The sequence below is a fragment of the Erwinia mallotivora genome (assembly GCF_000590885.1).
Taxonomy (GTDB): domain Bacteria; phylum Pseudomonadota; class Gammaproteobacteria; order Enterobacterales; family Enterobacteriaceae; genus Erwinia; species Erwinia mallotivora.
This window is the reverse complement of record NZ_JFHN01000013.1, coordinates 43,487-62,167: the sequence shown is the minus strand read 5'-3', so window position 1 is coordinate 62,167 and position 18,681 is coordinate 43,487. Positions and strand designations below refer to the sequence as shown.

Sequence of the window (18,681 nt, the reverse complement as noted above, 5' to 3'; positions counted from 1 at the left end):
CTCACGTAACAAGGTACAGATGTGCTCAAAAGGCCAATGTCGTGAGCGTCCTGCAGGTAAAGATTTCAGACCTTCAGCACCCGACAGTGTGAACCAGTGGATCCAGCGCCCGACGGAAGAACGAGCACAACAGAGTGTTCTGGCAACGTTGCTGACACTGTCACCCCGATGCAACCTCAGCATAGCGGTAAGCCTGCGGGCATGATTTTTATCACGTGTTCGCTGAATCGCTTTTTGCATCAGGCGTCGTTCGCCACGGGGTATTGGTGCTATGATCGGCATCGCTCAGTCCGGTTGGTGATTTGTTTTGATTTGGCGATTGATCAGATCGCACAATCCGGGCTGAGTTCCCTTAAAGTGATCTACTATTCCGCGCAGCTATTTAGGTTCTAGAAGTTCTTCAATAAATAAAGTTTTAGAAGATAAAATTTCTGAAGTAGATATATTGATTTCAAAAGCTAATGATGCTCTGGGGAACGCCTCAACTATTAAACTCGGAGGGCACTTTAAAGATCAGTATGAAAAATCTAAAAAGGGGGCCATTATATGGGCTTTAATAGGTGGTGCATTTTTATTAGGTGCTATAATAGAATGTCTTCTTGCCGTTTTTCTCACTGATAGTTTACCAAATATTAATGATGGTAATTTGCATTATCTCATTTCGAGGCTTTTAATAGCACCTCTTTTCTTAATTGGAACTTGGTTTTGCGCTAATCAATATGTCAAACAAAAAAACATCATTGAAGATTATGCTTACAAGAAAGTTTTGTCATTATCACTACTTTCAATCAAAGACGAAATAGAAAAAACGGGAGCGGATAACACTACTGAGTTTATAAGGGCAGTACAAAATGAAATCATGAAATCCCCACTTGAATCGTTAAATAAAAAACATTATAACAATGAAGTAAAAATGTTAAAAGGTATACACGTTCATGCAATGAACTCAATGATATCTAAATTAGATGGTAAAAATAAAAAAAAGCATAAAAACAAAGATGCTGATGCTAAATAAAATATACATTAATTATTAGAATTTAAAATGCGCCACATCTGGTATCATAAAGTGATATGGCTATTTTATCGCCACTTTGTATAGTGACTTATAGATAATGAAAGTGATAATTAGTATTCGGTCTTTTTTTATCTTTAATTAGAGGGTTAACATAAAGATTGCAACATGTTGACGATGCGGTCAGCAACGTAAGAGCCTGCCAGCGAGCACTGCACCAGGCAAAAGTCTTTTTGTTATTACTCAGGAGGAGATAATCTGTATATCTGCCAAAAATATTCAGCCATCGGGCGGTGCAAACTTTCAGCCTCATTACCAGCTGTAACCAGTTGGCAGCGCCCGATGACTTAACGGGAAATGATGGAGCAGTTATCACCGCGCTCATCGAGCTGTGTGCGTTCCTGTCGTTGCTGCATAAGCTCACTACCGACCAGGCTTTTTCACTGAATGCTTATTCTGCAAACGGCGCTGTACTAATATCAGACTCTTTAGCAGTATTCAGGACATAAAATTTCTGAACGGGAAGAAGCATTATAAAGGGTGCATACCGTTTATATTCAGCAGATATTATTTCGTTATCGACCTTGCTTATAAGGGAAAATGGCCACCAATACTCATCTCATCAGAACCAAAATCAGGCGTTCCCCCCTGCCGGACACGTATTTTCTCTTCTTTCGTTGGCTTGTGAGTATCAGCTCTGCTGGGTAACTTTCCGGGTGCCGTGCTACAGCCGAAGCCCTGACATATCTCACCCGAAGAGGGGTGGGGCTGGTGTGGATCAGAAGAACAGGCGGAGAGTAATGTGCTGAGAATTAGCAGCATAATCGCTTTCATAAATATCGAAAGTTCCTTTTCATTCAGAATAAAGACAGCATTTTATTATTTCGACGTTTTTATCTGATCGTCGGAGTTATTAATTGTGGAAAATTATTTAAATTACCCACTATCAGTGCAGAAATACCCTGGCGGAAACAGGGTGCGGAAGGCAAACCACTTATCCAACAATCAGTAAATGAACCAGCCTTGCCAGTACTTCAATAATCAGTGCGCTCCCGAGGGACAGCAGTGCCAGCACAAAATAAAACTGCTTTTGATTGTTCATTTATGTCATTTCCTGAACCCTGAACCCTGAACCCTGAACCCTGAACCCTGAACAAAAATAGAGTCCATCAGTTAAACAAACCGTCAACCTGAGCAAGATTGATGATAATCCATACCTGACGTGAATGGGTGTAGCCATCGACAGGCATGTCATCAGATACGTGCTATCAACACCCGTTGCAGCACAACGGGTATTCACAGGCGAGATGATAAATCGTCAGGCAACAGGTTCCGCGCTGGCTAAAATCAGCCAGATGATTAAGGCACTAACTCGCCCCCGGCCTGACGGCAAGTCCTTATGGCGTGGCCAGTTTGCCGTCACGCACCAGTTCACGGGGATAACTGTTTTTAATCCTGTTTCCCACCTTTTTAGCCAGCCCGACAGGGTGATGCTGGTGGGTAAGCAGTACTTCATCGGCGGGTATTTCCCGCTCAGGGTAGATATCACGCCCGCGATACCACTCTTCCGCCTCGCCGGTGATCAGTTCGAATCGGTTGGCGGCCAGCGGCTGTGCCAGTGCAGTCACCGCTTCATGTTGCCAGCGATAACCTTTGGAGAAGACCTCTGCCAGTTTCAGCCCGATACGTGAGAAGCGGACTTTGCCCAGCATGGGCTCGATGGCATGTGGAAATAACCAGAGTTCTTTATCACGTTGCCACAGACGATGAGTGTCACTGTTCCAGCCCAGACCGGATTGCATGGCAGCAGCAATCACCGCCTGTTCTTCTGCCGGTTTCAGTGGTGCAAAGGGAAATTTACCCATTTTGTATCCGGGCGGGGGGAGCAGCGGCACTGAGCGGCGTTTTCGCAGCCGGGCTACAAAAAAGCCTTCACTGTCATAAATTTGCGGGAAAACATGCAGAAAGCCTTCCTGCGTGCAGGCCCGATGCGCCTCAGGAAAAAGCGTGTTGAGCGGTTCGATTTCTACCGCATCGGGGAAAGTCGCCATCAGCCAGGCAATCACCTGCTGGTTTTCAATCGTGTTCAGCGTACAGGTGGAGTAGATCATCGTACCGCCGGGCCGCAGAGCGTGAAAGGCACTGAGGATCAAATCCCGCTGGGTCGCCGCTATTTCTGCGGTACTTTCAGGCGTCCAGTTACGCAGGGCATCGGCATCTTTACGGATTACGCCCTCACCAGAGCAGGGCGCATCCAGCAGAACGGCATCGAAAGTTTCTGGCAACGCTGCGCCAAAAACCCGTCCGTCAAAGTGGGTTATTGCCGTATTGGTGACGCCACAACGGCTGAGACTGGCATGTAATACTTTTACCCGACTGGCTGAGAACTCATTGGCGACAACCGTGCCGTGAGTCGACATCTTTGCGGCCAGTTGGGTGGTTTTGGAACCCGGTGCGGCGGCCATATCCATAACCCGCTCAGGCTGGCAATCGCGGGCAAACAGCGCGCTGACCGGCAGCATTGAGCTGGCCTCCTGAATATAGAATAAACCGGCCAGGTGCTCAGCCGTACTGCCCAGAGACAGGGTGTCGACATCCTCACGCGACAACCAGAAGCCTTCTTCACACCAGGGAATGGGAGTGAGAGTCCAGCGCCAGGGCGCAACCAGAGCCAGAAAGTTGGGCACGCTGATTTTCAGCGTATTAACCCGCAAACTGCGGCGCAGTGGCTGCTGACTGATGGCGATAAACCGATCAAACTGCGCGGGATCGGGCAACAGCTCCCGCATCTGTGCAAGAAAAGCGTCAGGAAAGTAAAGCGAAGAAGAGCAGGGCACTGGGAAGGTTCCGTCTGACAATAGAAGTGAAGTGGGGGGAGTTTAACACAGCCTTTGCCGGGAAAAAAAACGGGCAGTCGTGTTGACTGCCCGTTGGCATTAATTAGCCGGAAGTGCGGTGCCCCATTTCCGCCAGTCTTTCGGCTCTTCATCCTCCAGCAGGAAATGCTTGCCGGATGTCGCCTGCGGTGCCAGCGGGACGGTCGGCGGTGTGGCAAAGGCAATACCGCCCTGAATAAACTGCTGGAAGGTGCCGGTTTTCACCACCCCGCCAATCAGGCCGAACTTCAGATTGTAGCCAGACGCCAGCCAGAAGATGGAGTTATTGCGCACCAGATGCTGATACTTTTTGCTGATACGCAGGGTGATTTGCACCCGGTCAGCCATTGCGCCCAGCGACGTCCCGGTTACCGTTCCTACTTCGATACCACGGAACAGCACCGGCGTTCCCACAGACAGCGAGCCGCCTTCCGGTGCATCCATTACCACATTGAGTCCGTCAAGATAACGCGCATCTGTAATGGTTGATTCCTGAAGTTCAAAGCTGCGCTGACCGTGGCCTTTTCCGGGATCAACATTGATATAAGGCTGAAGCAGTGTGTCCAGATGACTGACTCCGGCGGCGGAGATCTCAGGTGAGACCACCGAGAAGCGGCTGCCCAGACGAGCGAAGTCCTGCACGTACTCCGGATAGAGCACGGCTTTAGCAATCACCTGGTTTTTATCCGGGCTCAGCGCCAGCGATTCCAGCTGCCCGATGGTGATGCCAAGATAACGAATCGGCATACCGGGGGAAAGTTTACTGGCATCGAAGGTATGGAGTGTAATCTGGCTGCCGACTGCCCGGGCAGCGGTTTCCGAGGCATACAGCACGCGTTTGTCTCTGCTGGTCAGCCCCGCGCCTGCTCCGGTCAGATTATCAAAACTGATTGCGCCTTTCAGGGCCCGATTCAGCGGTGAGGCCTGCACGGTCAGACCGCTGCCGTTCAGCTGCACGCGCGCGCCGCCTTCAGACCAGAAGACGCTGTTAGGCGTCAGCAGTTTGCGGTACTGCGGTTTAATATGAACCTTTACATCAAACTGATTGGCCTGGGGTATCACCTCAACGATTTCACCGACCTGGAATTTCCGGTACAGCACTATGGAGCCGGCCTGAATATCCGGCAGGCTGTTGGCGGTCAACGTCAGGGTGGTGGGTAACTGATTGGTGGTGATCCCTTCTTCTGCCTTTTCTGCATTGGCGTACAGCGGATAGCTGCTTTTAACGCTGCCTTTGCTGCCGGGGTCGAGACGGATGCCGCCATCAACCCACTCGCCTGCGCTGGCACCCAGCACCTCCATGCCGTCCAGACCAAATTTGACGTCCAGTCGACTGTTGATAATAAATTTACTGTCTCCGTGAACCAGTTGGCGGTAATCGGGGGCGATAGCAATCACAAAGCTGACGCCCTGTTCATTCAGTTGCCGACTGACGACCTGGCCAATGTGCATACCATGCAGCACAACGGGCTGACCTGCATCGATGCCGTAGCTTTCCGGAGCCGTCAGCGTGACCGCCAGCGTGGCAGGCTGCTGGAGCAGTGACTCATTACTTTTCAGTACGGTGAAATGGTCCTGTGGTTCGCCTTCTCCGGGAATTAACTCCAGCGTGTTACCGGTCAGTAGCGCGCTGAGGCTGGTGTCGGTCAGGCTGACTTTGGGACTGCGCATTTCAATTCGCGTGCCGGTACGCATCAGACCGGTGACCGATGGGTCGATGGTCAGAGAGCCGGTCACTTTGCCGTCGGATTGCAGCGTCAGGCCAGTCAGGGTGCCAACTTCCAGCCCCTGGTACATCAGCGGCGTACTGTTCGCTTTCAGGTTTTTGCCGTCAGGCAGATCAAGAGTGATATTTACCCCGCGCTGGCTGTGAGCGAGGTCGGGATACAGGTCATAGTTGTCGTCGGTTTTGGCCTGCGGCGATTGTTCTGGCGAATCGAAAGCAATGGCACCATTTACCAGCGCGGCCAGGCTTTCCAGTTGAACTTTAGCACCGCTCAGGCTGACATCGGCTTTGACCCCCGAAACGTTCCAGAAACGACTGTCCTTTTTCACCAGATTAGTGAAGCGACGTTCGATCAGCACATCCACCGTGACGTCCTGATTGCCCGAATTAATGCTGTAGTCATAGACCCGCCCAACAGGAATTTTATGGAAATAGACCAGCGAGCCGGAATTGAGTGAGCCAAGGTCTGGCGTGTGCAGATGAATCAGCATTTCGCCAGCGTTGACCCGGTATTTGGGCTGGGTATCCAGCGCCACAAAGGTGTCACGGGGTTTCCCCTTACCGGGCACCATGCCAATATAGTTACCGCCCACCAGAGCATCGAGTCCGGATACCCCGGCCAGAGACGCTTTTGGCGTCACCAACCAGAACTGGGTATCCTCGCGTAGCGCGTCTTTCATGTCGCTTTTGATACTGGCTTTAATTTTTATCGTGCGCAGATCGTCGGTCATGCTGATCCCCTGCACCAGACCGACCTCCACCCCCTGATAACGCACCGGCGTTCTGCCCGGCACGATGCCATCAGCCGAGGCAAAATCAATGGTGACGGTGGTTCCGCGCTCCTGATAATTAGTCCAGACCAGCGAGCCTGCAATCAGCAATGCAATAAAAGGCAGCAGCCAGAACGGTGAAATCTTACGCCTGCTTTTGATGCGTGCGTTAGTCGGTGTAGTCGGCGTTTCCTGTTGCATGTGCATCCCAAAGTAAACGGCTATCCAGCCACTCAACGGCAAGGATAGTGAGTATAACCGCTGCGCCAAAATAGAAGGCAGCCGGTCCCATGGTAAAAGCCAGCAGCTGATCGCGATTGACCAGCGACATGGTGAGTGAAATGACAAACAGATCGAGCATTGACCACCGGCCTACCCAGGTAACCACCCGTAGCAGACGCACCCGGGTTTTCAGCCCCTGTTCACAATTAAAATGAATGCTGATTAACAACGTGACCAGCACAATGACTTTAGTAAAAGGCACCAGAATACTGGCAATAAAAACCACGGCGGCCACCGGAACATTTCCGGAAGCCAGTGACATGATGCCGGAAAGAATGGTGTCCTGTTGTTTTGCACCGTTGAGATAAATGACGGAAATCGGCAGCAGATTAGCCGGGATCAACAGCACGATCGACGCGATTAACGCCGCCCAGGATTTTTGCAGGCTGTAACGACGTCGGAAATAAAGAGGCGTGTGGCAGCGCGGGCAACGGCCACGATCGTCCGGCAACCCGGTGTGATGGCAACTCAGACAGACCTGCAACTGCTCAGGTGTGACATGGGGCTGTAGTTGCGGATAAAAGCGATGCCAGAGTTGCTCAACATTGGTATGAATAAGCGTTATCAGGCTGAGGACGGTCAGTGAAATGAATGCAACCAGCCCCGGCCCGGCCTGGATATCCGCGTAGTCTTTGACTTTTATCGACGCGACCGCAATACCCACCAGGTAAATATCCAGCATCACCCACTCTTTCAGCCGTTCAAGCATCAGTAATACCGGCCGCAGATTCATTCCCAGCCTGTTACCGAACCACAGCCAGGCAAAAGACGCCACCAGCGTTGCCGGTGCGCCGATAGTGCAGAAGGCGACCATTGCGGCGGTGATCACATCGCCCTGTTGGGCCATCTGAAGAATCCCCTCCAGCAGACTGGCGCGAATAGTGGTGCCCAGCAGGTGAACGGTCAGCAGTGATTCGTTAAAGGCAAAGGGCATCAGCAGCAGCATAGTGACAGCCATCGCCATCAGGCGGGTCATCGACCAGTCGCGGCCGTTAAGGATCCTCGCATTGCAGCGCGGGCAGTGCGCTGACTGGTCCGATTTAACATCTGGTAAGGAAAAAAGGGTATCGCATTGGGGGCAACGCTGATAACGTGCCTGAGGCAAAGCGTGGCTGATGGCGTATATTTTCATGATCCTGAACAGGGTGCTCCAGGCCCGGGCAACAGTTCAGGTGCAGGGCAGGGTTAAGTTTTCTGGTCGCCATAGCGATTAACGGACCCTACCTGGTCATGCTCACTTGCTCCTGGTGAATAAGGTTATATTAACTAACAGAATCATTCACCTTGTCTGACAGTATATTTAATGCTTATTTTTATCTGGCGTAACCGAAACGGTTACTGCGAGATGCTTTCACAATGGTTAAAAGATGACAAAAGCTGAGTATTATTCGGACCTGAATCGGGATTCAGGTGCACTTATTGCCGGGGAGAGCAGTTTTCTCGCGGTGTTGAGCAATTGCAGTGCTCTGTTGTATGAGCGTCTCGACGGCGTCAACTGGGTGGGTTTTTACCTGCTCACGGAAGCAGATACGCTGGTGCTGGGGCCTTTTCAGGGCAAAATTGCCTGCGTACGTATCCCGGTTGGCAAGGGCGTATGTGGCACCGCAGTCAGTGAGAACCGTGTTCAGCGGGTGGATGATGTCCATGCTTTCCCCGGTCATATTGCCTGCGATGCTGCCAGTAATGCTGAAATTGTTTTACCGCTGGTGGTTAACGGCCAGATTATCGGCGTACTCGATATCGACAGTGTGGAATATAACCGCTTCGACAGCGAGGATGAAAAGGGGCTGTCAACCCTTACTGCCGGGCTTTGCGAGGTACTTGCCGGGTCTGATGTGGAAAAATTTATTCACATGAAACGCAGCTAAAGCGCTGGATCACGTAGCATTTGCCGATGGTGTCATTATAATGACGCCTGTTCATGCCTGCGGCTTGTTGGCAACCCGTTGTAATCAGGAAATTTCATGGAAAATCAACCCAAGTTGAATAGCAGCAAAGAAGTTATTACCTTTCTGGCCGAACGCTTTCCTCAGTGTTTTAGTGCGGAAGGCGAAGCCAGACCGCTCAAAATCGGGATCTTTCAGGATCTGGTCGAACGCGTTCAGGGCGAAATGAATCTGAGTAAAACTCAACTTCGTTCTGCATTACGGCTTTACACCTCCAGCTGGCGTTACCTTTACGGCATCAAAGCTGGTGCGACCCGTGTTGACCTTGATGGTAATCCCTGTGGTGTTCTTGACGAGCAGCACGTGGAACATGCGCGTAAGCAGCTTGAAGAAGCAAAAGCGCGTGTACAGGCACATCGTGAGCAGCAGCAGGCGAAAAAACGTGAAGCGGGTGAAGAAACGGCTCCCCGCCGTCCACGCAAACCTGCCCGTAAACCTGCCGCAGAAGGTGAACGGCCGCGTCAGGCGCGCAACAAGCCGCAAAGTAACAGCGCAGAGCGTCAGCCAACAGCTGCCCCCAAGGCGTCTCCCCGCACCGCACCTGTCACTGATACCCGTGCTTTACAGGTGGGCCAGAGTATTAAAGTGACTGCGGGAAAAAATGCGATGGATGCAACCATTCTTGAAGTAACTAAAGATGGCGTCCGCGTCCAGCTGGCTTCTGGCCTTGCGATGATCGTGCGCGCAGAACACTTGCAGTTCTGAGACGGAGGCCAATCAGGGCATGAACAATTTTTTCAGAACCACCGTTATCGCTGGTCTGTTTCTGGCAGGTAATGTGTTTGCTGCCGATACCATTACGCGCGCAGATCAGATCCCGCAGCTCCATCAGGAGCCGCAGCATGCGACAGTCAGTGAACGCGTAACGTCACGCTTCACCCGCTCGCACTATCGTCAGTTTGATCTGGACCAGGCTTTCTCAGAGAAGATTTTTGCCCGCTATCTTAACCTTCTCGACTACAACCACAACGTTCTGCTGGCATCAGATGTCGATCAGTACGCCGGGAAAAAAACCACCCTCGGTGATGAACTGAAAAGCGGCAAGCTGGATGTATTTTATGATCTCTACAACCTTGCTCAGCAACGTCGCTTTGAACGCTATCAGTATGCGTTGACCGTACTCAACCGGCCGATGAGTTTCACCGGCAACGACACCATTGATATCGATCGCAGCAAGTCTCCGTGGCCCAAAAGCACCGCAGAGCTGAATCAGCTGTGGGATGCAAAAGTCAAATATGACGAGCTGAGCCTCAAACTGGCGGGAAAAAACGAGAAAGAAATTCGTGATGTCCTGACAAAACGCTATCAGTTCGCGATTCGCCGACTGGCCCAGAGCAACAGTGAGGACGTTTTCCAGCTGGCGATGACGGCCTTTGCCCGCGAAATCGATCCCCATACCAGTTACCTTTCACCACGCAATACTGACCAGTTCAATACCGAGATGAGCCTCTCTCTGGAGGGAATCGGTGCCGTGCTTCAGATGGATGATGATTACACGGTGATCAACTCGATGGTGGCGGGCGGACCGGCGGCAAAAAGCAAATCCATAACCGTTGGCGATCGCATTGTCGGCGTGGGCCAGCCCGGTAAGCCAGTGGTTGATGTCATCGGCTGGCGGCTGGATGATGTGGTGGCGCAGATTAAAGGTCCAAAAGGCAGCAAAGTCCGTCTGGAAATTTTACCTGCCGGTAAAGGCACCAAAACCCGGACCGTTACCCTGACGCGTGAAAAAATCCGTCTGGAAGACCGTGCGGTAAAAATGAGTGTGCACAATGTCGGCAAAGAAAAAGTCGGCGTACTGGATATTCCAGGATTCTATGTTGGTCTGACAGATGACGTGAAGGTGCAGTTGCAAAAACTGCAAAAACAGAACGTGGACAGCGTGGTAATCGATTTGCGCACCAATGGCGGGGGAGCGCTGACCGAAGCGGTTTCTCTTTCCGGCCTGTTTATTCCATCTGGCCCGGTGGTTCAGGTGCGTGATAACAACGGTAAAGTTCGCGAAGACAGTGACAACGACGGCATCGTCTATTACAAAGGTCCACTGGTGGTGCTGGTTGACCGTTTCAGTGCTTCAGCATCCGAAATTTTCGCCGCCGCGATGCAGGATTATGGCCGCGCGCTGATTGTCGGCGAACCGACCTTTGGTAAAGGGACGGTTCAGCAGTACCGTTCACTGAATCGCATTTACGATCAGATGCTCCGTCCGGAGTGGCCTGCTCTGGGATCCATCACTTACACCATCCAGAAGTTTTACCGGGTGAATGGCGGCAGTACCCAGCGTAAAGGGGTGACGCCAGACCTGCTGATGCCGACCGGTGTGGAAGCGGTGGAGACGGGAGAGAAGTTTGAAGACAATGCTCTGCCGTGGGACAGCATTAATGCTGCCACCTACAGCAAAACCGGTGATTTAAAACCGCTGGAGCCGCAGCTGATTAAAATGCATCAGGATCGGATCGCCAGAGATACGGAATTCCAGTACATCATTAAGGACATCGCGCGGTTTAACGCTAACAAGGACAAGCGCAACATCATCTCGCTTAATCTTGCCGAGCGTGAGAAAGAGAATCATGAAGATGATGCACTTCGTCTGGAACGAATCAACGCCCGTATGCAGCGTGAGGGCAAGAAGCCGTTAGCGAAACTCGACGATTTGCCTAAAGATTACAAAGAGCCCGATCCGTATCTTGATGAAACGGTCAATATTGCTAACGACCTGGCACAGCTTGAGAAAACCCAGGCGCCACCCACGGCAGCAAAATAACCCACAAAGCACAGCGAGAGCTGTGCTTTTTTTTTACCTGAATTTTCTTATTTCATGCGCAAACTTCACCTTTTCTGACAGCGATTTTCAGCACCGGAACACTGTGTTGCCAGAAAGTGTAAAGTTATGTTTTTTAAGTGAGTTAAATGGGTCCATAGCTTGAAATGTTTTGCAATGCCCATAGGATAGGGGCTGTTATAAGCATTTTTTGTTAACTGAGGAAGAAAAAATTTTATGATGCGTATTGCGCTTTTCCTGTTGACCAACCTGGGCGTGATGTTGGTTTTTGGGCTGATACTCAGCCTGACAGGGATCCAGTCAAGCAGTGTACAGGGCCTGATGATTATGGCGGGTCTGTTTGGCTTCGGCGGTGCGTTTGTTTCACTGCTGATGTCTAAATGGATGGCGCTACGTTCCGTCGGTGGCGAGGTGATTGAACAGCCGCGCAACGAAACGGAACGCTGGCTGATGCAGACCATTGCACAGCAGGCTCAGCAGGCGGGGATCGCCATGCCTCAGGTGGCCATTTATCACGCGCCGGACATCAATGCATTTGCCACCGGCGCGCGTCGTGATGCATCGCTGGTCGCGGTGTCCACCGGTCTGTTACAAAATATGAGCCGCGATGAAGCTGAAGCGGTGCTGGCCCACGAGATCAGCCATATCGCCAATGGTGATATGGTCACCATGACGCTGATTCAGGGTATCGTAAATACCTTCGTTATCTTCATTTCACGCATTATTGCTCAGATAGCCGCTGGCTTTCTCTCAGGCGATCGCGATGAAGGAGAGAGCAGCAACGGCAATCCGCTGGTCTATTTTGTGGTATCGATGGTGCTGGAACTGGTGTTTGGCATTATCGCCAGCATCATCACCATGTGGTTCTCACGTCACCGTGAATTTCACGCCGATGCCGGTTCTGCAAAGTTGGTGGGTCGTGAAAAAATGATTGCCGCCCTGCAACGTCTGAAAACCAGCTATGAGCCGCAGGAAGCCAGCACCATGATGGCGTTCTGCATCAACGGCAAATCGAAATCGTTGAGCGAACTCTTTATGTCGCATCCCCCGCTGGACAAGCGCATCGAAGCATTACGTAGCGGGCAATACCTGAAATAGTGGTAAAAGCTGCGCTGATAACGCTCAGCAGGTCCCTCACCATACCCTGTCAGCATCACTGTGCTGACAGGGTTTTTTACACTCAGGGCGTTCTGCTGATACGCAGCGCACTGACCACCGCAGCAACTGAGGCAAAGACCGCTGCTGTCAATAAAGAAGCATGAGTGCCCCGGGCATCAAACAAATTAAACATCAGTGCAACCAGCGCCGCGCCGCTGGTCTGACCAAGCAGGCGTGCAGTACCGAGCATACCGCTGGCTCCACCGCTGCGATGCCGTGGTGCAGAAGAGACGATGGTGTGGTTATTGGGCGACTGGAACAGACCAAAACCGGCCCCGCAAAGTGCCATGCGCCAGATAATATTCACATCGTCAGGTGCAGCAGGTAGCAGTGCCAGCGAAAGTAATCCACCCGCAAACATCGCCAGACCAATCGCGCCAAGAAGGCCTGCGTGGTAATGCTCAATCAGCCTGCCTGCAATGGGTGCCATCACCATTGTTGCCAGAGGCCAGGGGGTCAGCAACAGACCGGTTGCCACTTCATCACGTTGCAGCACGTTTTGCAGGAAAAAGGGCAGGGATACCATCGCCAGCATCTGGGCGCAGAACGAGCATACCGACGTGCCTATCGACAGGGAAAAAATCGGGATCCGCAATAAATCAACCGGTAAAAGAGGAAAAGGCAGGCGTAGCTGGCGGCGAATAAAGAAAAAACCCGTAACCAGCAGCCCTGCGATTTCTGCCAGAATCAGCCCGTTATTTTGTCGTTGAGCAAAACCACTGATAGCGGAAATCAGCAGGCCAAAGGTGAGGGCGTTCATAACAGCACTGGGGATGTCGAAGCGCTGTCCCTGACTTTTTTGGCTGTTTTCCGGAAGAAAACGCCATGCGAGAAAAAGTGCCAGCACGCCCACCGGGATATTGATCAGAAACAGCCATTTCCAGGAAGCAACAGAGAGCACCGCCGCTGCCACCGTCGGTCCGGCGGCAGTGGAAACGGCAACAATCAGCGAGTTGATTCCCATTCCCCGGCCCAGAAAACGTTGCGGGTAGATAATCCTGATTAACGCCGTATTGACACTCATCAGAGCGGCACCGCCGAAGCCCTGCATCACACGGGCCAGGGTGAGCATGCCGAGTGAATCTGAGAATGCACATAACAGTGAGGTGCAGGTAAACAGCACCAGACCGGACTGATAAATGCGACGGTAACCAAGAATATCCCCGAGAAAAGAGAGAGACAGCAGCGAAGTGATGATAGCCAGCTGATAAGCATTGATAATCCAGACCGACTCTGCCGGGCTGGCATGTAACTCGCGGGCGATGCTGGGCAGGGCAACATTAGCAATGGCACCGTCCAGCACGGCGACGGTGATGCCCAGCGCAATGGCCATGATAGCACCATAACGTTGGGGAACGGGCAGACCGTCCTGTGGTGATAATTGCGGCATAGTTTCGTATCAGAGGGAAGTGAGTACCACTATGCTAATGGTTTTCCGGGACTATTCCAGTATGACGCCCGGCTAAAACCATCAGCAGATGTAAATACGCTTATTTAATGGCAGATGTTGCAGCATTGACACAGCCAAACGTATACTGGAAATGCCGTTCCATTTTTTATAAAACAATCATAAAAGGTTTCAGTATGACGAAGGACGATATGGACAAACAGCCGGATTCTGTCTCATCGGTGCTGAAGGTTTTTGGCATCTTACAGGCGTTAGGCGAGGGCAGGGAACATGGCATCACTGAACTCTCACAGCGGTTGATGATGTCAAAAAGCACTGTCTATCGCTTTTTACAGACGATGAAAACGCTGGGTTATATTGCACAGGAAGGCGAATCAGAAAAATATACTTTGACGCTGAAACTGTTCGAACTGGGGGCGAAAGCCTTACAGAACGTGGACCTGATCCGTAGCGCAGACATACAGATGCGGGAAATCTCGCGGCAGACCCGCGAAACCATTCATCTGGGCGCTCTGGAAGAGGACAGCATTGTTTACATTCACAAAATCGACTCACTTTATAACCTGCGGATGTATTCCCGCATTGGTCGCCGTAATCCGCTGCACAGTACGGCAATTGGTAAAGTACTGCTCGCCTGGCGCGACAGGGCGGAAGTGCAGGAGATCCTTTCCGGCGTCGAATTCACCCAAAGTACGCCCCGTACGGTAAGCAGTGCCGAAGCACTCCTGCCTGTGCTGGACAGCGTGCGGGCGCAGGGGTACGGCGAAGATAATGAAGAACAGGAAGAAGGACTACGCTGCATCGCCGTGCCGGTGTTTGATCGTTTTGGCGTGGTTGTGGCGGGGCTGAGCATCTCTTTCCCGACGCTGCGTTTCTCCGAAGAGGACAAAAGCACTTATGTGAAGATGTTGCATCAGGCGGGAAGAATTATTTCTGAACAGATGGGATATCATCACTACGCATTCTGATAAAGCGGACCAGTTCAGCACTGGTCCGGCAGGTATCAGTTATCGACAACCTGGCTACTCTTTTTCAGCAATGGACAATCGGTCACGCCGATAATGCCGCTGTCACTGTGCAGATACTGTGCGCTAATCATACCCCGGGCGGTAAGATACTGACACTGAAGCCCCATTCCTGCGACATTTTTGCTGCTGCCGGCCAGAATTCCATAACCCGTAAACAGCATGGCCAGCCAGACAATCACCAGCAGTGCTGCGATGCGAACTAAAAATCTCATGGTTCCCCTTATTTTTTTCCAGACCGTTGTACCGGCGTTTCCGCCCTGCCGTCAGTCGCTGATATGCCAGCATATTTGCGATCAATTACGTAATTCGTTGCTGAGAATACACATTCCGACATGCTTTGCCTGTGTGAACCTTCCGAAATTTTCGTGATCTGGCTGTCAATTTACAGGTGAGCGGGTAAAATCCTCCCGTACCGGGCTCAGATTACAGAAAACATTGGCATTTTGAGGCACTTATGAACGAAATAGCAAGTGGTGCAATGGGGTTTGCATCAATCGGTTTTTCCGTCGCGCTGGTTATTGTCGGGCTGATTGCCTGGTTTTTCATTAACCGCGCCAGCGTGAAAGCCACTGAACAGGTGCGTTTACTCGAAGCAATACTGGAAGAACACAAGCGCCAGAACGCTTTGCTGCGCAGGATTACTGAATCCGTAGCAGAGACAGAGAAGCCTGAAGGCGAAAGCGACGATTTCACGCGTTTTATTCCGCAGCGGTAAACGCGCAACAGAAGGAATTTTCTTCAATGGCCTGGCACAATCCCTGGTACGACCCCGGTCAACCCCATCACACCCCTGAAGGTTTTTGCACTCCTGGTGCTGAAGAGCGACCACAAGGTGCTTTGCAACGCTGGCGCAGGGAACGCAAAAAGCAGGGATTGCCATTTCCTCCGGCTGGTGGCTATCAGCAGTTTACTCAGCAGTGGTGGCAACCAGCCGATTTGTCCGGGGTGGACGATGCCGTCTGGTGGTTAGGACATGCCTGTCTGTTATTGCGCTGCGCCGGTCGATATACGCTGATTGATCCTGCGCTGTCGGCGCGCGCCTCGCCGGTGAGTTTCTATGGGCCGCAACGCAAAACCCCTCCGCCTCTGCGTATCGAGGATTTACCCTCGCTACACAGCGTGTTGATTTCACATAATCATTACGATCATCTGGACAGACCGACCATCAAAAAAATCCTCAGACGTTTTCCACAGGTTGAATTTATTGTGCCGCTGGGGCTTGGGCCATGGTTTAAACGAAGGGGCGCAAAGCATGTCGTTCAACTGGACTGGTGGCAGCAGACATCGTCAGGTGAAATGACTATTCATGCAGTACCTGCCCGTCACTGGAGCATGAGAACATTATGGGATCGTAATCGTTCACTCTGGTGTGGCTGGGTTATTCGCTATCAGGCGCTGAATTTCTGGTTTACCGGTGACAGCGGTTTTGCTGAAGACTTGCTGGAGATCCCTCGTCGCCTTGGACCTTTCACCCTGGCGGCCCTGCCGGTGGGTGCCTATGCACCAAAATGGTTCATGCACGGACAGCATATGGATCCGGAGAGCGCCGTCCGGCTGCACCAGCAACTTGGAGAACCGCTGAGTATTCCCATCCACTGGGGGGTTTTTGAACTGGCAGATGAGTCACTGGATGAACCTCCACAGGTACTTTCTGCTGCGATGCAGGATGCGGGAATGGATCGACAACGCTTTCATGCATGGAAAATTGGTGAGCGACGCCTGTTGAATAACCTGAACCAGGAATAATCCTAAAGGGGTTGTATTTAACAATCCTAAAAATGAGATGCTCATATAATAAAACAAATCTGTTGATGGTGAGTCCGTTAATTAACACAATAAATGTCGCTTTTATTTGGGGCAGAAATAAATGCAGTCTCCTGATTTTGGTGCAATTTAAATTCAGATTGTACCAGCCGCTTCTTTTGTTTCAGTTGGTGCTGACCATGTGATGCATAAGGGTATGCTTTTTAAATGAAGTTTTTTGAGTAAGCTCTGCCATAATTGTGCAATAAATTCAGCGGTGGTTTCAGGAAGGGGCAGGGATAATTCATCCCGGTGAAGTTAAGTCTGGCATCAGGCGCTTCATGCGTTCAACAGGGTGCGGATAACCTCAACTTTAAAACCGGAGAAGGGGGAGCGTATTCTAATCTGAAGCAAGCTCTGGCTGACTGTTTCAATTCTGTGCTTCATCCCGAGAGCTGTTTAAAAATAACTTGCCATTAATTAACGAATATGTGATAACGCTTTCTGGGTTAAACGAGGTACAGTTCTGTTTATGTGTGGCATCTTCAGTAAAGAAGTTTCGAGTAAATACGTAAAGTTGAATACCGCTTCCTTGCCGAGCCTTAATTTGTGCCTCATGCAGTAGTGTCTCTGGTTTTTTCTGTACGTAAGCCTTCGGGCGAATAAACATTCTAAGGAATTTGTAAAATGGCAAAGATTAAAGGTCAGGTTAAGTGGTTCAACGAGTCTAAAGGTTTTGGTTTCATCACTCCTGCAGACGGCAGCAAAGATGTTTTCGTACACTTCTCTGCTATCCAGGGTAATGGTTTCAAAACTCTGGCTGAAGGCCAGAACGTTGAGTTCGAAATTCAGGATGGCCAGAAAGGCCCTGCTGCTGTGAACGTCACCGCAATCTAATTTTCGATCTGAGCCTGTATATTGCTCGCCTGGCGTGTAATTCAGGCACGAATTCGAATAAAAAAGCCTGGCCAGAAATGGTCAGGCTTTTTTATTTCCCTCAACAAACGTCCGGAGCAACGGAAAAGCCTTTTGCACAAGTGATTTTTGACCCCGCTAAGAAAATATGCCGTCCACTGAAGGTTTCCGGTACACTGCCGCCCTCAATCCTGCCAGAGGTGTGTTATGTCTTACCAGTGTCCCCTTTGCCAACAGCCCCTGTTTCCTGAAGCCACGGCCTGGCGCTGTGAAAACCGTCACCAGTTTGATCGGGCAAAAGAGGGCTATGTTAATCTGCTACCGGTCCAGCATAAAGGTTCCCGCCAGCCGGGCGACAGCGCTGACATGATGCATGCACGACGTGAATTTCTTGACGCCGGGCACTATCGGCCATTACAGCAAAAAGTATGTGAACGCCTCGAGGACGTGCTGCCAGCGTCGTCGCTGAGCCTGTTGGATATTGGCTGTGGTGAAGGCTATTACACTGACGAAGTCGCCAGGCGTCTACAGGCGAGGGGAGAGGCAAGGATTTACGGGCTGGATGTTTCACGAGTTGCTGTTCGTTACGCCGCCAGACGCTACCACAACGTGGAGTTTTGCGTGGCTTCCAGTCACCGACTCCCCTTTGCCGCCAGCCAGTTTGATGCGGTATTACGGATTTATGCTCCCTGCAAAGCTGAAGAGCTGTTTCGGGTAGTAAAAGATCGGGGATATGTGCTGACGGTCACGCCTGGCCCACGCCATCTGATTCAATTTAAAGAGCTTATTTACCAGGACGTGAAGCTACATGATGCCACTCCGGAAAAAATGGAAGGATTCACCCTTACCGCTGAGCACTCCCTTAGCTATCCGGTCACACTTAACAGTGAAGAATCAGCGGCACTGTTGCAAATGACGCCGTTTGCCTGGCGGGCGCGCCCTGAGGTCTGGGGAGTACTGGCGACCACCACTGAATTTACCTGTGAAACAGATTTTATCCTGCGCCTGTGGCAGCGAAACAGCGACGGATAACGC

The 18,681-nt window shown here is 51.2% G+C and carries 18 protein-coding genes; 11 read left to right on the top strand and 7 right to left on the bottom strand.

Annotated elements, in window-relative coordinates:
• The coding region (locus tag BG55_RS21615; protein WP_152542562.1) for a helix-turn-helix domain-containing protein at nt 1–282 on the bottom strand (282 nt) is incomplete at its 3' end.
• Nucleotides 283–445: 163 nt separating this feature from the next.
• Between BG55_RS21615 and BG55_RS00925 the strand changes: the two genes are divergently transcribed.
• Nucleotides 446–1,015, top strand: a complete 570-nt coding sequence (locus tag BG55_RS00925; protein ID WP_034933243.1) for a hypothetical protein — start codon at nt 446–448, stop codon at nt 1,013–1,015.
• A gap of 585 nt (nt 1,016–1,600) precedes the next feature.
• Here the strand turns inward: BG55_RS00925 and BG55_RS22390 are convergent.
• From BG55_RS22390 to yebS, 4 genes are all read right to left on the bottom strand, one after another.
• Nucleotides 1,601–1,846, bottom strand: coding sequence for a hypothetical protein (locus tag BG55_RS22390; RefSeq protein WP_071994955.1), 246 nt, complete (start codon nt 1,844–1,846; stop codon nt 1,601–1,603).
• A gap of 563 nt (nt 1,847–2,409) precedes the next feature.
• Nucleotides 2,410–3,849, bottom strand: a complete 1,440-nt coding sequence (rsmF, locus tag BG55_RS00920; protein ID WP_034933239.1) for a 16S rRNA (cytosine(1407)-C(5))-methyltransferase RsmF — start codon at nt 3,847–3,849, stop codon at nt 2,410–2,412.
• 99 nt (nt 3,850–3,948) lie between these two features.
• A complete protein-coding gene (locus tag BG55_RS00915; protein ID WP_034933236.1) occupies nt 3,949–6,585 on the bottom strand; it encodes a PqiB family protein in 2,637 nt (878 codons plus the stop codon).
• Nucleotides 6,554–7,798, bottom strand: a complete 1,245-nt coding sequence (yebS, locus tag BG55_RS00910; RefSeq protein ID WP_034933233.1) for a membrane integrity lipid transport subunit YebS — start codon at nt 7,796–7,798, stop codon at nt 6,554–6,556. Before yebS ends, BG55_RS00915 begins: the two co-directional genes overlap by 32 nt.
• Before the next feature lie 235 nt (nt 7,799–8,033).
• Here yebS and BG55_RS00905 point away from each other — a divergent pair, with 235 nt between their 5' ends.
• From BG55_RS00905 to htpX, 4 genes are all read left to right on the top strand, one after another.
• Complete coding sequence (locus BG55_RS00905) at nt 8,034–8,534, top strand: free L-methionine (R)-S-oxide reductase MsrC (RefSeq protein WP_034933230.1); 501 nt, start codon at nt 8,034–8,036, stop codon at nt 8,532–8,534.
• Nucleotides 8,535–8,630: 96 nt separating this feature from the next.
• On the top strand, nt 8,631–9,317 hold the full coding sequence (gene proQ, locus BG55_RS00900) for an RNA chaperone ProQ (protein WP_034933227.1): 687 nt from the start codon (nt 8,631–8,633) through the stop codon (nt 9,315–9,317).
• A gap of 19 nt (nt 9,318–9,336) precedes the next feature.
• On the top strand, nt 9,337–11,376 hold the full coding sequence (gene prc, locus BG55_RS00895) for a carboxy terminal-processing peptidase (RefSeq protein WP_034933225.1): 2,040 nt from the start codon (nt 9,337–9,339) through the stop codon (nt 11,374–11,376).
• A 234-nt stretch (nt 11,377–11,610) separates the two neighbouring features.
• On the top strand, nt 11,611–12,492 hold the full coding sequence (htpX, locus tag BG55_RS00890) for a protease HtpX (RefSeq protein ID WP_034933222.1): 882 nt from the start codon (nt 11,611–11,613) through the stop codon (nt 12,490–12,492).
• Between the two features lie 82 nt (nt 12,493–12,574).
• Here htpX and BG55_RS00885 read toward each other — a convergent pair whose 3' ends face one another.
• The gene (locus BG55_RS00885; RefSeq protein WP_034933219.1) at nt 12,575–13,942 is read right to left on the bottom strand and encodes an MFS transporter; all 1,368 of its coding nucleotides are present in this window, start codon (nt 13,940–13,942) and stop codon (nt 12,575–12,577) included.
• A 194-nt stretch (nt 13,943–14,136) separates the two neighbouring features.
• Between BG55_RS00885 and kdgR the strand changes: the two genes are divergently transcribed.
• The gene (gene kdgR, locus BG55_RS00880; RefSeq protein ID WP_034933261.1) at nt 14,137–14,928 is read left to right on the top strand and encodes a DNA-binding transcriptional regulator KdgR; all 792 of its coding nucleotides are present in this window, start codon (nt 14,137–14,139) and stop codon (nt 14,926–14,928) included.
• A 35-nt stretch (nt 14,929–14,963) separates the two neighbouring features.
• Here the strand turns inward: kdgR and BG55_RS00875 are convergent, their stop codons facing one another.
• Nucleotides 14,964–15,200, bottom strand: a complete 237-nt coding sequence (locus BG55_RS00875) for a YobH family protein (RefSeq protein ID WP_034933215.1) — start codon at nt 15,198–15,200, stop codon at nt 14,964–14,966.
• Nucleotides 15,201–15,442: 242 nt separating this feature from the next.
• Here BG55_RS00875 and BG55_RS00870 point away from each other — a divergent pair, with 242 nt between their 5' ends.
• The 5 genes from BG55_RS00870 (at nt 15,443) to rlmA (ending at nt 18,678) form a co-directional block, all read left to right on the top strand.
• Nucleotides 15,443–15,703, top strand: a complete 261-nt coding sequence (locus BG55_RS00870) for a YebO family protein (RefSeq protein WP_034933212.1) — start codon at nt 15,443–15,445, stop codon at nt 15,701–15,703.
• 26 nt (nt 15,704–15,729) lie between these two features.
• Nucleotides 15,730–16,734 (top strand): MBL fold metallo-hydrolase, encoded by a 1,005-nt coding sequence (locus BG55_RS00865; RefSeq protein ID WP_034933208.1) that lies wholly within the window; start codon nt 15,730–15,732, stop codon nt 16,732–16,734.
• A gap of 529 nt (nt 16,735–17,263) precedes the next feature.
• Nucleotides 17,264–17,356, top strand: a complete 93-nt coding sequence (locus BG55_RS23465; protein WP_420889599.1) for a DUF2627 domain-containing protein — start codon at nt 17,264–17,266, stop codon at nt 17,354–17,356.
• Nucleotides 17,357–17,418: 62 nt separating this feature from the next.
• Complete coding sequence (gene cspE / locus BG55_RS00860) at nt 17,419–17,628, top strand: transcription antiterminator/RNA stability regulator CspE (protein WP_001062678.1); 210 nt, start codon at nt 17,419–17,421, stop codon at nt 17,626–17,628.
• Between the two features lie 225 nt (nt 17,629–17,853).
• Nucleotides 17,854–18,678 (top strand): 23S rRNA (guanine(745)-N(1))-methyltransferase, encoded by an 825-nt coding sequence (gene rlmA, locus BG55_RS00855; protein WP_034933204.1) that lies wholly within the window; start codon nt 17,854–17,856, stop codon nt 18,676–18,678.
• The last annotated feature ends 3 nt before the right edge of the window (nt 18,679–18,681 follow it).

Coding starts and splice junctions, on each gene's coding strand:
- BG55_RS22390 (WP_071994955.1), bottom strand. CDS start 1,846: ATGAAAGCGATTATGCTGCTAATTCTCAGCACATTACTCTCCGCCTGT.
- BG55_RS00915 (WP_034933236.1), bottom strand. CDS start 6,585: ATGCAACAGGAAACGCCGACTACACCGACTAACGCACGCATCAAAAGC.
- yebS (WP_034933233.1), bottom strand. CDS start 7,798: ATGAAAATATACGCCATCAGCCACGCTTTGCCTCAGGCACGTTATCAG.
- BG55_RS00905 (WP_034933230.1), top strand. CDS start 8,034: ATGACAAAAGCTGAGTATTATTCGGACCTGAATCGGGATTCAGGTGCA.
- proQ (WP_034933227.1), top strand. CDS start 8,631: ATGGAAAATCAACCCAAGTTGAATAGCAGCAAAGAAGTTATTACCTTT.
- prc (WP_034933225.1), top strand. CDS start 9,337: ATGAACAATTTTTTCAGAACCACCGTTATCGCTGGTCTGTTTCTGGCA.
- htpX (WP_034933222.1), top strand. CDS start 11,611: ATGATGCGTATTGCGCTTTTCCTGTTGACCAACCTGGGCGTGATGTTG.
- BG55_RS00885 (WP_034933219.1), bottom strand. CDS start 13,942: ATGCCGCAATTATCACCACAGGACGGTCTGCCCGTTCCCCAACGTTAT.
- kdgR (WP_034933261.1), top strand. CDS start 14,137: ATGACGAAGGACGATATGGACAAACAGCCGGATTCTGTCTCATCGGTG.
- BG55_RS00875 (WP_034933215.1), bottom strand. CDS start 15,200: ATGAGATTTTTAGTTCGCATCGCAGCACTGCTGGTGATTGTCTGGCTG.
- BG55_RS00870 (WP_034933212.1), top strand. CDS start 15,443: ATGAACGAAATAGCAAGTGGTGCAATGGGGTTTGCATCAATCGGTTTT.
- BG55_RS00865 (WP_034933208.1), top strand. CDS start 15,730: ATGGCCTGGCACAATCCCTGGTACGACCCCGGTCAACCCCATCACACC.
- BG55_RS23465 (WP_420889599.1), top strand. CDS start 17,264: ATGTGTGGCATCTTCAGTAAAGAAGTTTCGAGTAAATACGTAAAGTTG.
- cspE (WP_001062678.1), top strand. CDS start 17,419: ATGGCAAAGATTAAAGGTCAGGTTAAGTGGTTCAACGAGTCTAAAGGT.
- rlmA (WP_034933204.1), top strand. CDS start 17,854: ATGTCTTACCAGTGTCCCCTTTGCCAACAGCCCCTGTTTCCTGAAGCC.